Here is a 13,392-nt window from a genome sequence, read left to right as displayed (position 1 = left end):
ATGAAACTACTTATAGTTGAAGACGATCTGTTATTACAGGAAGGGCTGGCGCTGGGGCTGGCCAATGAAGGGTATGCCCTCGACTGTGCTGGCACAGCGGCGGAGGCGGATGCTCTGATCCAGAGCGGCGAATACAGTCTGGTGATCCTCGATTTGGGCTTACCTGATAAAGACGGTGCCACGCTGCTCAGTCAGTGGCGACGCCGCGGGATCGCTAATCCAGTGTTGATCCTGACAGCACGCGATGCCATTGAAGATCGTATCACTGGCCTCGATGCTGGCGCAGATGATTACCTGGTGAAGCCTTTTGCACTGGCAGAGCTTCAGGCTCGCGTCCGGGCGTTAATACGCCGTTATCAGGGTCATAGCGATAACTTACTGACTGATGGCGATATTACGCTGAATCTGCAAACTCAGCAGGTACTACGTCAGTCCCAGCCGATTGAGGTGACACCAAAAGAGTTTGCTTTGCTGACGCGCCTGATTATGCGCAGCGGGCAAACGGTTCACAGAGAAACCCTGCAACAGGATATCTACTCCTGGCAGGACGATCCGGGGTCCAATACCCTTGAAGTCCACATTCACAACCTGCGTCGTAAGCTTGGCAAAGACCGGATCAAAACCGTCCGTGGCGTTGGTTACCGCCTGGAGAGTCAGAAATGAACAGCATGCGTCGGCGATTGATGGTGCTGCTGGCGGTCATTCTGTTATTTTTCCAACTGATAAGCGTGATCTGGCTGTGGCATGAAAGCCGTGAACAGATTGGTTTTCTGGTCAGTGAGACGTTGTCGGCAAAAGCGCGGAATAATCACGTTGAAAAAGAGATCCGTGAAGCGATTGCCTCTCTGCTGGTCCCTTCTCTGGTGATGGTTGGCTTTACGCTGCTTTTCTCTTTCTGGGCAGTGACCTGGATAACCCAACCCCTGAATAAACTGCGTGCCAGCCTGGCTAACCGTTCGGCAGATAACTTAACGCCGCTTCCAATGTATTCCGACATGGAAGAAATTGGTGCCGTCACCACCTCGCTGAATCAGTTGCTCGCCCGGCTGGATAATACCATCCAACAGGAGCGTCTTTTCACCGCAGACGCCGCACACGAACTGCGGACGCCCCTTGCCGGTATCAGACTCCATCTGGAACTCATGGCGCAATCTGGTTCTCCTCAGGCCGCGACGTTAATTAGCCGTATTGATCAACTCATGCACACCGTTGAGCAACTGCTGATGCTGGCCCGAGCCGGGCAAGCAATGGCCAGCGGCCATTACGAAACGGTGAACTGGACAGACAATATCATCACCCCACTCAGCCTTGAGCATGAAGCCAAAGAACATACCGTGATATGGCCTGCTAAAAGTGCGCTCACGGTTCAGGGAGACGCCGTGCTTCTGCGTCTGATGCTGCGTAACCTGCTGGAGAATGCCGGACGTTACAGCCCGTCAGGGACAACCATTGAAGTGACATTAGCAGAAGTCGAGGGCGGTACACAGGTCAGTGTTATCGATCAGGGGCCAGGTATTGCTGAAGCGCACCGACAGTCAATCACTGAACCGTTCCGTCGTCTTGATCAGCGTTATGGTGGTAGTGGCCTGGGACTGAGTATTGTGCAGCGCATCGTGCAACTCCACCGCGGCAAGCTGACACTTGAGAACGGTGTTGAGGGCGGTTTAATCGCCAGCTGTTGGTTACCCTCAACGCTGGAATAAAAAAGCCCCCTAATGGGGGCTTTGAACTGATATTAGTGCTTGTAGATGAACTCGACGCCTTCTTCGTCGTCTTCATCCCAATCATCATCCCAGTCTTCTTCCTCTTCCGCTTCCAGCTCTTCAAGCTGTTGACGGTGGTAGTCATCCCACATGAATTCGACTTTTTCAGGCTGTTTCGCTTCTTCAGCCTGAACAATTGGGTTCTCGATGATAAAGGTCATCACATCCCAGCAGAGGTCTTTCACACCAACCTGGCTTGCCGCAGAGATCAGGTAATATTTCTCTTCCCAACCCATCGCTTCAGCAATCGCTTTAGCCTTAGCTTCCGCTTCGGCTTTGTCCATCAGGTCAATTTTGTTGAAGACCAACCAGCGTGGTTTATTCGCCAGTTTTTCGCTGTATTTTTCCAGCTCGCCGATGATGATTCGGGCGTTTTCAACCGGATCGGAACCGTCGATAGGATCGATATCAATGAGGTGCAGTAATACGCGGCAGCGCTCAAGGTGTTTCAGGAAGCGGATACCCAGACCGGCACCTTCAGCAGCACCTTCAATCAGGCCCGGAATATCGGCGACCACAAAGCTCTTCTCGTTATCCATGCGGACAACGCCCAGGCTTGGTACCAGTGTGGTAAACGGATAGTCCGCCACTTTAGGTTTCGCGGCAGACACGGCGCGAATAAACGTCGATTTACCGGCATTTGGCATACCCAGCATGCCCACGTCTGCCAGAAGCATCAGCTCCAGTTGCAGATCGCGCTTATCGCCAGGCGTCCCCATCGTTTTCTGACGCGGAGTACGGTTAACGGATGATTTGAAACGGCTGTTACCCAGACCGTGCCAGCCACCTTTTGCGACCATCAGACGCTGACCGTGTTTGGTCATGTCGCCCATGGTCTCACCGGTACCCTGGTCGATAACACGCGTACCGACAGGAACCTTAATGGTGACATCTTTACCGCGTTTACCGGTACAGTCACGGCTCTGGCCATTCTGACCACGTTCAGCGCGGAATGATTTTTCGAAACGGTAGTCGATCAGCGTGTTGAGGTTCTCATCCGCCTCCAGCCAAACGTCACCACCATCCCCGCCGTCACCGCCATCAGGGCCACCACGTGGGATATATTTTTCACGGCGGAAGCTCACGCAACCGTTGCCGCCATCACCAGCCACGACCAGGATCGTCGCTTCATCAACAAACTTCATTTTACTCTCCGTAACTCATTCGCCTGAGCGGGGGACTACTACAACCGCTTCATTTTTGCGCCAACGTCCCCAAAGACGATGACCAATGGCGGAATACATCGCGCCCGCAACCACGACAAACGCACCGAGATAACCCAACAAGTTGAGCATCGGTCTGACGAAGACATCGGGCCAGGCCATTGATAACAAATCTGAAAATAACAGCGTAAACAGCGGAGTCAGCGTGATTAACGCGCTCACCTGTGCTGCCTGCCAGCGCGCCATCGCTTCGGCCAGCGCGCCATAACCGACCAGCGTATTCAGTCCACAAAAAATGAGACACGCCAGTTGCCAGTCGCTAAGCTGGGCAATCACACCCGGCTTTGCTAATGGCAGCAATGCTATTGTACACAAAGTGTACAGCAAAAAGAGGATCTGCTGTGAGGCAAGACGTCGCAATAACACCTTTTGCGCGACGCCATAACTCACCCAGACCGCTGCTGCTCCTACGCCGAAGATAACACCCCAGGTGTAATCCGTCAGCCGGGTAAAAATCTCTATCAGACTGGTGTTGAAGAACATCACCAGACCGCATAGCAGCATGCTCGCCCCGACAATCTGCGTACCGCGCATCTTCTCCTTGAGGATAAAGACGCTGGCGACCATCATGCCCACCGGTGAAAGCTGACCAATCACCTGCGACGCCGTGGGGCTGAGATATTGCAGGGAAGAGCTGAACAGGATGAAGTTACCGAACAGACCGCCCGTCGCGATAGCCAGCAACACCAGCCAGCGCGGTTTACGGAAGAGCCGCAAGGGGGGAAGCTTACCTTTGACAGCCAGGATGGCCCCGAGACCGATGCTTGCCATCAGAAAGCGATAAAAGACCACCGTAGGCGGTTCCATCACTTCCAGTACCTGCTTCATGGCAATTGGCAGGGCACCCCAGCACATTGCGGTGGTGAGCGCCAAAAGAATACCAATGCCGGCCTGCTGCTTCATGCCCGTTTTCCCTACAGAAAAAATTACCGGGTTTCCAATGTAAAAAGCCCCGCAACAGGGTGCGGGGCTTTAATCCGTTACCGGACCGAGAAAACCTTACTCAGCAACGATGCTGATGTATTTACGGTTGTTCGGGCCTTTAACTTCAAATTTCACTTTACCGTCTGCTTTAGCAAACAGAGTGTGGTCACGACCGCAACCTACGTTGTTGCCAGCGTGGAATTTGGTACCACGTTGACGAACGATGATGCTACCCGCCAGAACGGATTCGCCACCGAAACGCTTAACGCCCAGGCGTTTAGCTTCTGAATCGCGACCGTTACGTGTGGAGCCGCCAGCCTTTTTATGTGCCATTTAAATCTCTCCTCAGGTCTTAGGCGCTGATGCCAGTAATTTTCACATCAGTGAACCACTGACGGTGGCCCTGCTGCTTACGGTAGTGCTTACGACGACGAAACTTAACGATTTTAACTTTCTCGCCACGACCGTGTGCAACAACTTCAGCTTTGATAACGCCGCCATCAACGAAAGGAACGCCGATTTTGACTTCTTCACCGTTTGCGATCATCAGAACTTCAGCGAATTCAACAGATTCGCCAGTTGCGATGTCCAGCTTTTCCAGGCGAACGGTCTGACCTTCGCTTACTCGGTGTTGTTTACCACCACTTTGGAAAACCGCGTACATATAAACTCCGCTTCCGCGCACATCCTCGTATGAATCAGAGTGCGCTATAAATATTCACAATAGGGCGCGAATATTACGCAAAACGCGAGCCTTTGACAAGTGCTACCGTCAATACATGAAGAAAAAAAACACAACACGTACGGTAACGTTTATCTGAGCCGTTTTTTCAGTACAATCAGCACTACTATTGATAAACCGAAACCCTTCGTTACCCCATTGAAGATGGGATCAACAGGATAAAAAGCCCGGCTTTTGCGATGAATTTAGAAAAAATCAACGAGTTAACCGCGCAAGATATGGCGGGTGTGAATGCAGCAATCCTGGAGCAACTCAACTCTGACGTTCAGCTGATCAATCAGTTGGGCTACTACATCGTCAGCGGCGGCGGTAAACGCATTCGCCCGATGATTGCCATCCTGGCCGCCAGAGCCGTTGGTTATCAGGGAAATGCCCACGTGACCATCGCAGCACTTATCGAATTTATTCACACGGCGACGCTTTTGCATGACGACGTTGTGGATGAATCGGATATGCGTCGTGGTAAAGCCACGGCAAACGCTGCTTTCGGGAACGCAGCCAGCGTTCTGGTGGGGGATTTTATCTATACCCGCGCCTTCCAAATGATGACCAGTCTGGGCTCTCTGAAAGTACTGGAAGTGATGTCCGAGGCCGTTAACGTGATCGCTGAAGGTGAAGTGCTGCAGCTGATGAACGTCAATGACCCAGACATCACCGAAGAAAACTACATGCGTGTGATCTACAGCAAAACCGCGCGCCTGTTTGAAGCAGCTGCCCAGTGCTCCGGTATTCTGGCGGACTGTACCGAAGCACAGGAAAAAGGCCTGCAGGACTATGGCCGTTATCTGGGTACCGCATTCCAGTTAATTGATGATTTGCTGGACTACAGTGCTGACGGCGAAACACTTGGCAAAAACGTGGGCGATGACCTGAACGAAGGCAAACCCACCCTGCCACTACTTCATGCTATGCGCAACGGTTCAGCCGAACAGGCAAAAATGATCCGTGAAGCGATTGAGCAGGGAAATGGCCGTCATCTGCTGGAACCTGTGCTGGAAACCATGGCAATCTGCGGATCGCTGGAGTGGACGCGTCAGCGTGCGGAAGAAGAAGCCGACAAAGCCATCGAAGCTCTTCAGGTCATTCCCGACAGCCCATGGCGCGATGCACTGATTGCGCTGGCCCACATCGCCGTTCAGCGAGACCGTTAATTCCTCCTGCATCTCCCTGCGGCCATCGCGGGGAGATTCCAGCACACACCTGTAAATTCCGTGTTCATGTAAATTCATCGGTTTAAAGACCGCATGAATAAAGCCATGCCTTATTCTGAATATCCCTTCCAGTAACGCGAACTTTTTAGAACAAGAGTGTGAAATGGGTATAGTAAGCCAGTCGTTTCAGAAGAAACGGCGTGACAGAATCCGAACTTAAGGACAGCGTTATGGATACGAAATTTATCGACTGGCACACGGCAGATATCATTGCGGCACTGCGCAAAAAAGGCACCTCACTGGCAGCTGAATCTCGTCGCAATGGCCTGAGTTCTTCAACCCTGGCAAACGCCCTGACTCGTCCCTGGCCAAAGGGAGAATTAATCATCGCAACTGCGCTGGATACGCATCCGTGGGTGATCTGGCCCTCGCGTTATCACGATCCCATTACCCATGAATTTATCGACAGATCGCGCATGATTCGCCAGAAAAAGGCAAAGAAAAAACCGCAGGAATAATGCGATTTTTGACAGGAACAGCAACCCCCCGGTCATTGCTGGCAGGGGGCTGCCGGAACGATTACTCGCCCTTCACACGCTCGATGTTAGCACCCAGCGCGCGCAGTTTGTCTTCGATACGCTCATAGCCACGATCGATGTGGTAAATACGATCCACAACCGTCGTACCTTCCGCGATACAACCCGCCAGCACCAGGCTTGCGGACGCACGCAGATCGGTAGCCATCACCTGAGCACCTGACAGCTTCTCAACGCCGTGACAAATCACAGTATTGCTCTCGATCTCTGCATGTGCCCCCATACGGATCAGCTCCGGTACGTGCATAAAGCGGTTTTCGAAAATGGTTTCAGTGATGAAGCCAGTACCTTCAGCGACCAGGTTTAGCAACGTGAACTGAGCCTGCATGTCCGTCGGGAACGCCGGATGTGGAGCAGTACGCACATTCACCGCTTTTGGACGCTGACCATGCATATCGAGGCTGATCCAGTCTTCACCGATCTCAATATCAGCACCCGCATCGCGCAGCTTCGCCAGCACCGCATCCAGCGTATCCGGCTGAGCGTTACGACAAACAATCTTACCGCCAGAGATCGCCGCAGCGACCAGGAAGGTACCGGTTTCGATACGGTCCGGCAGAACGCGATAGACACCGCCACCCAGGCGCTCAACGCCTTCGATGGTGATACGGTCGGTACCCTGGCCGGAGATCTTCGCACCCAGCGCGACGAGGAAGTTTGCGGTATCCACAATTTCCGGTTCACGCGCGGCATTTTCAATAATGGTGGTACCTTCTGCCAGCGTTGCCGCAGACATAATGGTGACCGTTGCGCCTACGCTCACTTTGTCCATGACAATGTGCGCGCCTTTCAGGCGACCATTCACGGACGCTTTAACGTAACCTTCTTCCAGTTTGATCTCTGCGCCCAGTTTCTCCAGACCAAAGATATGCAGGTCAACCGGGCGTGCACCGATTGCACAACCGCCTGGCAGTGAAACCTGACCCTGCCCAAAACGCGCCACCAGCGGGCCAAGCGCCCAGATGGACGCACGCATGGTTTTCACCAGGTCGTACGGCGCAGAGAAGTTGTTCACATTGCTGGCATCGATCCAGACGGAACCATTACGCTCAACTTTGGTTCCCAACTGGGTGAGCAGTTTCATGGTGGTGTCGATATCTTTCAGCTTTGGTACGTTCTGAATTTCTACCGGCTCTTCCGCGAGCAGCGCAGCAAAGAGGATTGGCAGCGCGGCGTTTTTCGCGCCAGAAATTGTGACTTCGCCCTGGAGACGCGTTGGCCCCTGTACACGAAATTTATCCATTGTGTGTTCTCTTATAAATTCAACCGTGCTGCGGGCCTGTCGCCCTCAGCTCAAAAACCGTTTAGTTTGCGATCGCGTGCCCACTCTTGCGGGGTGAACGCTTTAATCGACAGAGCGTGGATGCGGTTATCCGCAATATATTCCATCAGCGGCGCGTACACAGCCTGCTGCTTCTTCACACGGCTCATACCGTCGAACATCTCACCCACAGCAATAACCTGGAAGTGACTGCCATCGCCAGTGACGTGGGCTTCCTGAAGGGAGAGTGCATTCATCAGCACTGTCTGGATTTCATGATTTTCCATGGGCTCTTAATCATCTGATAGTGAAAACAAGCCCAACATCTTAGAGCAAAGTGACGTCGTCTTAAACAAGCAAAAAGCCCTGACGATGAAACTGTCAGGGCTTTCAGAAGTAACGCACTGAAAATATTAACGAGGCAGCACGTCCTGAGGGAGATTGTAGAGCTGCGCGAGGGTAACAACATTATCACTCGCGCCGTGAAGCTTGACGCTTTGCCCCTGCTTTCTCCCCACGGCAATCAGATGAGCGAGCAGCGCAATACCTGCTGTATCCACCCGTGTGACCTCGATTAAGTCGATGAGCGTCACACCCTGCATCGCTTCATGACGTTTGTCCCACAATGGATTCAGCAGATCCTGATCAAGTTCACCGGACAGCTTTAATGTCTCGCCTTCACGCGACCAGCTGAGTTGCTGAGACATTACTTCTTCTCATCCAGGGTAATTTTCTGACGAGAAATAGACTGCAGCTGCGCGGTAAGGCCATCAATGCCTTTGGTACGCAGCAAATCGCTCCACTCGTTCTGTTTGGTGGTGATCATGCTTACCCCTTCGGCAATCATGTCATACGCCTGCCAGTGCCCCGTCTGGCTGTTTTTACGCCACTGGAAATCCAGGCGAACCGGTGGACGCCCGTTAGGATCGTTGATCGTTACGCGAATAGGGACGATGGTCGCATCACCCAGCGGCTGCTCCGGGGCGATCTGATAGGTCTGACCGTGGTACATCGCCAGCGCCTGACCATATGCCTGTTTCAGGTATTCACGGAACGCGGCAAAGTAGGCATCACGCTGCGCGGGGGTCGCATCTTTGTAATAGCGACCCAGCACCAGCGCACCCGCATATTTGATCTGCACGTACGGAAGCAATTCCTGATCGACGACCTCACGCAGATAATCAGGATTAGCACGTATTTTTGGCTGCTCGTTTTTAAGACGGTCGAAAGTCTTCTTCGCAGCTTCGTCCATCTGTTTGTACGGGTTACTCTGATCCGCAGCATGCGCCGCGGTAAGAGGGGCAATGACCAGCATGGCAACCATTAACAGTCGTTTAAACATGAATGACTTCTCCTGAAATTAATTCGTCGTGCCAGATGTCGGTGCGACGTTGGTATGATCTTCAGTCTGCGCAGGGGCAGCATCGGACTTTTTATCATCTCCCTTACTGCTGTAAAGGAACTGACCAATCATATCCTCCAGCACCATCGCGGACTTGGTATCCTGGATAACGCTACCGTCTTTAAGGATAGTCGTTCCAAGCTCAGGATCTTCAAAGCCAACGTTCAGTGCCAGATATTGTTCGCCCAGCAGGCCAGAGGTACGGATAGAAAGCGAGCTGGTGTCCGGGATATGGTTGTAGCGCTCTTCAATATCCATCGCCACGCGCGGCAAATAGGTTTTCTCATCAAGCGTAATGTCCGATACACGGCCGATCACCACGCCACCAATACGTACCGGTGAACGGGCCTTCAGCCCGCCGATATTATCGAAGGTGGCATAAATACGATATGTCGGCTCGGTGCGGACAGATGTGATATCCGCCGCTCTCAGGCAGATAAACAGCGCAGCCAGCAGTGCCAGTAACAGGAACACGCCGACCCAAATTTCATTTTTTCTCGTTTGCATGAACTCAATTCCCAAACATCAGTGCGGTGAGCACAAAATCCAGACCCAGAACGGCCAGCGACGAATGTACGACTGTACGCGTTGTTGCACGGCTAATGCCCGCCGACGTCGGGATGGCATCGTAACCATTGAACAATGCAATCCAGGTGACCGTAATGGCAAAGACCACGCTTTTAATCAGGCAGTTGACCAGATCCATTCGCAGATCAATGGCGTCCTGCATGGCTGACCAGAAGAAACCGGCATCAATGCCTTTCCAGTGGACGCCAACCAGCGAGCCGCCCCAGATACCCACGGCGACAAACAGAATAGTCAGTAACGGTAACGAAATCACCCCAGCCCAGAAACGCGGCGAGATCACGCGACGCAGCGGATCGACCGCCATCATCTCCATGCTGGAAAGCTGCTCGGTCGCACGCATCAGGCCAATTTCAGCTGTTAATGCCGACCCCGCGCGCCCGGCGAACAACAGCGCCGCCACAACCGGCCCCAGTTCACGCAGCAGTGAGAGTGCCACCAGCATTCCAAGGCTGGTTTCTGCACTGTAGGTTGTCAGAACAAGGTAGCCCTGAAGCCCAAGCACCATACCGATAAACAGCCCGGAAACAATGATGATGAGCATCGACAGCACGCCGACATTATAGAGCTGACGCACCAGCAAAGGTGCGTGCTTGCGAAATTCCGGCTTGCCGACCAGCGCGTTGAATAACATCAATCCGGCACGCCCGAACGTCCTGATGGTTTTTATGCCACGGTGTCCGAGAGCGGCCAACGCATTTAACAGCATGAGTGGCTTAACTCCCTATTCCCAGTAAATCGTCACGATAGTCGCCCGCCGGGTAGCGGAACGGCACAGGGCCATCTGCAATACCGTCCAGGAACTGCCGCACGCGCGGATCGCAATTTTCCTGCAACGCCTGAGCGCTACCGTGTGCGACGATCTTTTTGTCCGCCACGATATAGGCGTAATCGGCAATGCTCAATACTTCCGGTACATCGTGAGACACAACAATGCAGGTGACGCCGAGTGCGCTGTTCAGCTCAGAGATGAGCTTCACCAGCACACCCATCGTGATAGGATCCTGTCCGACAAACGGTTCGTCGAACATGATTAAATCAGGTTCTAGTGCAATGGCTCGCGCCAGTGCAGCGCGTCGCGCCATCCCGCCGGACAGTTCCGAAGGCATCAGTTTTGCAGCCCCTCGCAGACCGACGGCTTCGAGCTTCATCATCACCGTGCTTTTCAGCAGTTCAGGCGGCAGGCTGGTATGCTCGCGTAACGGATAGGCCACATTATCAAAGACGTTCATGTCGGTGAACAGAGCCCCCGACTGAAAGAGCATGCTCATGCGTTTGCGGACAGTATACAGGCGTGAGCGCGACATCTCCGGGATGTTTTCGCCATCAAAGAGGATTTCACCGCTATCCGGTGGGATCTGCCCACCAATAAGACGCAGCAGGGTCGTTTTACCGATCCCGGACGGCCCCATGATGGCAGTGATCTTGCCACGCGGTACGGTCAACGAAATATCATCAAATATCAATCTGTTGGCGCGAGAAAAACTCACACCGCGAACATCGACTAAATTCGCCATCGTTTGGCTCATTTATGGTTCCTTTCTTACCCTGCTCACGTTAAGTCATGCAGCCTGAATCAACCCCAAACTCAGCATTTTTACAGAATAATAGCCGTTGAGGTTAGCGAAAGCTGGCATTTGTTTTACTTTTCCGGCGCATAAAGTCAAAATTAGGAATTCGTTACGCCTCAGACTGTATGCAGTCCAGCCATTCCCGCGCGATGGACCGACGAGTATACCTGAAGAAAGGACTTTTGATGCTTTTAGCAACAGCACTGTTAATAATTGGTTTACTTTTGGTGGTCTACAGTGCTGACCGTTTAGTGTTTGCTGCATCTATCCTGTGTCGCCTGACCGGCGTACCGCCTGTTGTCATCGGGATGACCGTTGTCAGTGTTGGAACCTCGCTTCCTGAAATCATCGTCTCTGTTTCGGCATCGCTGCATGGTCAGGTAGACCTGGCTATTGGCACCGCGATTGGCTCGAACATCGTCAATATATTACTGATTTTAGGCCTGGCGGCTCTGCTCCACCCATTTCGCGTGCATTCCGATGTTCTGCGCCGTGAATTGCCGCTAATGTTAATCGTAAGCCTGCTGGCAGGGTGCGTATTTTATGATGGCGTACTGAGCTACAGCGACGGTATTTTCTTGCTGGCGCTGGCCGTCATCTGGCTGCTTTATAGTGTTAAAATCGCCCGCCAGGCTGAAAAGCTGGGTCAGGATAGCCTGACTCGGGAGCAGGTTGCCGAACTCCCGCGGGAGGGCACGCTGCCTGTAGCACTGCTCTGGCTTGGCGTCGCGCTGATCATCATGCCAATGGCAACTCGCATGGTCGTCGATAACGCGACGGTACTGGCGAACTATTTTGCCATCAGTGAACTGACCATTGGCCTGACGGTCATTGCCATCGGCACCAGTCTGCCGGAGCTGGCTACAGCCATTGCGGGAGCACGCAAAGGTGAAGATGACATTGCTATTGGCAATATCATCGGTTCCAACATTTTTAATATCGCGATTGTGATGGGTCTGCCGGCCCTCATAACGCCCGGGCCTTTTAACCCCCTGGCGTTCTCACGCGATTACGGTGTGATGTTGCTGGTCAGCGTGATATTTGCCCTGCTCTGCTGGCGGCGGCAACGCCAGATCGGCAAAGGCGCAGGCGCGCTGTTGACGGGTGGATTTATCGTATGGATGGCGATGCTGTACTGGCTCTCGCCTCTTCTCTCTGGGTAAACGGAAACGCATTATGTCGCAAATAGAATTGCAGCCGGGTTTTGACTTTCAGAAAGCAGGCAAAGACGTTCTGGAGATTGAACGTGAAGGTCTGGCGCAGTTAGATCAGTACATTAATCAGGATTTTAGTCTGGCATGTGAGAAGATATTCTACTGTGCTGGCAAAGTCGTGGTAATGGGGATGGGCAAGTCCGGTCATATTGGCCGCAAAATGGCAGCGACGTTTGCCAGCACCGGAACCTCTTCTTTCTTTGTACACCCGGGGGAAGCCGCACACGGCGACCTGGGGATGGTCACGCCACAAGATATCGTCATCGCACTATCAAACTCCGGTGAATCCAATGAGATCCTGGCGCTGATCCCGGTACTGAAGCGACTGCAGGTTCCCCTCATTTGCATGACCAGTCGTCCTGAAAGTAGCATGGCGCGGGCGGCCGATATTCACCTGTGCGTTAAGGTTCCCAAAGAAGCCTGTCCGCTTGGCCTGGCGCCGACCTCCAGCACCACCGCAGCGCTGGTCATGGGTGATGCGCTTGCCGTGGCCCTGCTGGAAGCCCGTGGTTTCACGCCTGAAGATTTCGCACTTTCTCATCCTGGCGGTGCGCTGGGACGGAAACTGCTTCTGCGGGTTAACGATATTATGCACACCGGGGATGAAATTCCCCACGTCAGTAAAGCGGCCTCCCTGCGCGATGCGCTGCTGGAAATCACCCGCAAGAACCTGGGTATGACGGTCGTGTGCGATGACCTGATGAAAATTCAGGGGATCTTCACCGATGGGGACTTGCGTCGCGTGTTTGATATGGGTGTCGATGTCCGCACGCTTGGCATTGCCGATGTGATGACACCTGGCGGCATCCGCGTTCGCCCGGGTACGCTGGCAGTGGATGTGCTGAATCTGATGCAGTCCCGTCATATCACCTCCGTTATGGTTGCCGATGGCGACCAGTTGCTGGGTGTGGTACATATGCATGATCTGCTGCGCGCAGGCGTAGTGTAATGAAGGATAAG

At 53.2% G+C, this 13,392-nt stretch carries 17 protein-coding genes; 6 read left to right on the top strand and 11 right to left on the bottom strand.

Annotation, left to right across the window (positions count from 1 at the left end):
• Together pmrA and pmrB are read left to right on the top strand one after the other, a co-directional pair.
• Positions 1 to 663, top strand: coding sequence for a two-component system response regulator PmrA (gene pmrA / locus WB237_RS17635; protein ID WP_028017039.1), 663 nt, complete (start codon positions 1 to 3; stop codon positions 661 to 663).
• Positions 660 to 1,703 carry a two-component system sensor histidine kinase PmrB gene (gene pmrB, locus WB237_RS17630; RefSeq protein ID WP_336214940.1) on the top strand — a complete coding sequence of 348 codons (1,044 nt, stop codon included), beginning with the start codon at positions 660 to 662 and terminating at the stop codon, positions 1,701 to 1,703. Before pmrA ends, pmrB begins: the two co-directional genes overlap by 4 nt.
• Before the next feature lie 32 nt (positions 1,704 to 1,735).
• On the opposite strand, the gene cgtA is transcribed toward pmrB, so the two are convergent.
• The 4 genes from cgtA to rplU form a co-directional block, all read right to left on the bottom strand.
• On the bottom strand, positions 1,736 to 2,908 hold the full coding sequence (gene cgtA, locus WB237_RS17625; protein ID WP_028017037.1) for an Obg family GTPase CgtA: 1,173 nt from the start codon (positions 2,906 to 2,908) through the stop codon (positions 1,736 to 1,738).
• 15 nt (positions 2,909 to 2,923) lie between these two features.
• Positions 2,924 to 3,889: a DMT family transporter gene (locus WB237_RS17620; RefSeq protein WP_028017036.1), complete on the bottom strand. Its 966-nt coding sequence runs from the start codon at positions 3,887 to 3,889 to the stop codon at positions 2,924 to 2,926.
• Positions 3,890 to 3,985: 96 nt separating this feature from the next.
• Positions 3,986 to 4,243, bottom strand: coding sequence for a 50S ribosomal protein L27 (rpmA, locus tag WB237_RS17615; protein WP_004385076.1), 258 nt, complete (start codon positions 4,241 to 4,243; stop codon positions 3,986 to 3,988).
• A gap of 19 nt (positions 4,244 to 4,262) precedes the next feature.
• Positions 4,263 to 4,574, bottom strand: coding sequence for a 50S ribosomal protein L21 (gene rplU, locus WB237_RS17610; RefSeq protein WP_003025032.1), 312 nt, complete (start codon positions 4,572 to 4,574; stop codon positions 4,263 to 4,265).
• Between the two features lie 257 nt (positions 4,575 to 4,831).
• Between rplU and ispB the strand changes: the two genes are divergently transcribed.
• Together ispB and sfsB are read left to right on the top strand one after the other, a co-directional pair.
• The gene (ispB, locus tag WB237_RS17605; RefSeq protein ID WP_028017035.1) at positions 4,832 to 5,803 is read left to right on the top strand and encodes an octaprenyl diphosphate synthase; all 972 of its coding nucleotides are present in this window, start codon (positions 4,832 to 4,834) and stop codon (positions 5,801 to 5,803) included.
• Positions 5,804 to 6,033: 230 nt separating this feature from the next.
• Positions 6,034 to 6,321, top strand: coding sequence for a DNA-binding transcriptional regulator SfsB (gene sfsB / locus WB237_RS17600; protein WP_028017034.1), 288 nt, complete (start codon positions 6,034 to 6,036; stop codon positions 6,319 to 6,321).
• A gap of 61 nt (positions 6,322 to 6,382) precedes the next feature.
• Here the strand turns inward: sfsB and murA are convergent, their stop codons facing one another.
• From murA to mlaF, 7 genes are all read right to left on the bottom strand, one after another.
• Complete coding sequence (gene murA / locus WB237_RS17595; protein WP_089597743.1) at positions 6,383 to 7,642, bottom strand: UDP-N-acetylglucosamine 1-carboxyvinyltransferase; 1,260 nt, start codon at positions 7,640 to 7,642, stop codon at positions 6,383 to 6,385.
• A 50-nt stretch (positions 7,643 to 7,692) separates the two neighbouring features.
• Entirely contained in the window at positions 7,693 to 7,947 is a 255-nt protein-coding gene (gene ibaG, locus WB237_RS17590; RefSeq protein ID WP_008501458.1) for a BolA family iron metabolism protein IbaG, read from the bottom strand.
• Positions 7,948 to 8,073: 126 nt separating this feature from the next.
• Positions 8,074 to 8,367 (bottom strand): lipid asymmetry maintenance protein MlaB, encoded by a 294-nt coding sequence (gene mlaB / locus WB237_RS17585; protein WP_336214925.1) that lies wholly within the window; start codon positions 8,365 to 8,367, stop codon positions 8,074 to 8,076.
• Entirely contained in the window at positions 8,367 to 9,002 is a 636-nt protein-coding gene (mlaC, locus tag WB237_RS17580) for a phospholipid-binding protein MlaC (protein ID WP_114978848.1), read from the bottom strand. Before mlaC ends, mlaB begins: the two co-directional genes overlap by 1 nt.
• Before the next feature lie 18 nt (positions 9,003 to 9,020).
• On the bottom strand, positions 9,021 to 9,569 hold the full coding sequence (mlaD, locus tag WB237_RS17575) for an outer membrane lipid asymmetry maintenance protein MlaD (RefSeq protein ID WP_114978897.1): 549 nt from the start codon (positions 9,567 to 9,569) through the stop codon (positions 9,021 to 9,023).
• 4 nt (positions 9,570 to 9,573) lie between these two features.
• Positions 9,574 to 10,356 carry a lipid asymmetry maintenance ABC transporter permease subunit MlaE gene (gene mlaE / locus WB237_RS17570; RefSeq protein ID WP_010436044.1) on the bottom strand — a complete coding sequence of 261 codons (783 nt, stop codon included), beginning with the start codon at positions 10,354 to 10,356 and terminating at the stop codon, positions 9,574 to 9,576.
• A gap of 7 nt (positions 10,357 to 10,363) precedes the next feature.
• On the bottom strand, positions 10,364 to 11,176 hold the full coding sequence (gene mlaF / locus WB237_RS17565) for a phospholipid ABC transporter ATP-binding protein MlaF (protein WP_024906354.1): 813 nt from the start codon (positions 11,174 to 11,176) through the stop codon (positions 10,364 to 10,366).
• A gap of 227 nt (positions 11,177 to 11,403) precedes the next feature.
• Here mlaF and WB237_RS17560 point away from each other — a divergent pair, with 227 nt between their 5' ends.
• Positions 11,404 to 12,381 (top strand): calcium/sodium antiporter, encoded by a 978-nt coding sequence (locus WB237_RS17560; RefSeq protein ID WP_028017029.1) that lies wholly within the window; start codon positions 11,404 to 11,406, stop codon positions 12,379 to 12,381.
• A 13-nt stretch (positions 12,382 to 12,394) separates the two neighbouring features.
• Entirely contained in the window at positions 12,395 to 13,381 is a 987-nt protein-coding gene (gene kdsD / locus WB237_RS17555; RefSeq protein WP_025756696.1) for an arabinose-5-phosphate isomerase KdsD, read from the top strand.
• Positions 13,382 to 13,392: the final 11 nt, after the last annotated feature.

It is taken from the genome of Enterobacter sp. P82 (assembly GCF_037053385.1).
Lineage (GTDB): Bacteria > Pseudomonadota > Gammaproteobacteria > Enterobacterales > Enterobacteriaceae > Enterobacter.
The sequence above is the reverse complement of the archived record's forward strand: the minus strand, read 5'-3'. Positions and strand labels throughout refer to the sequence as shown.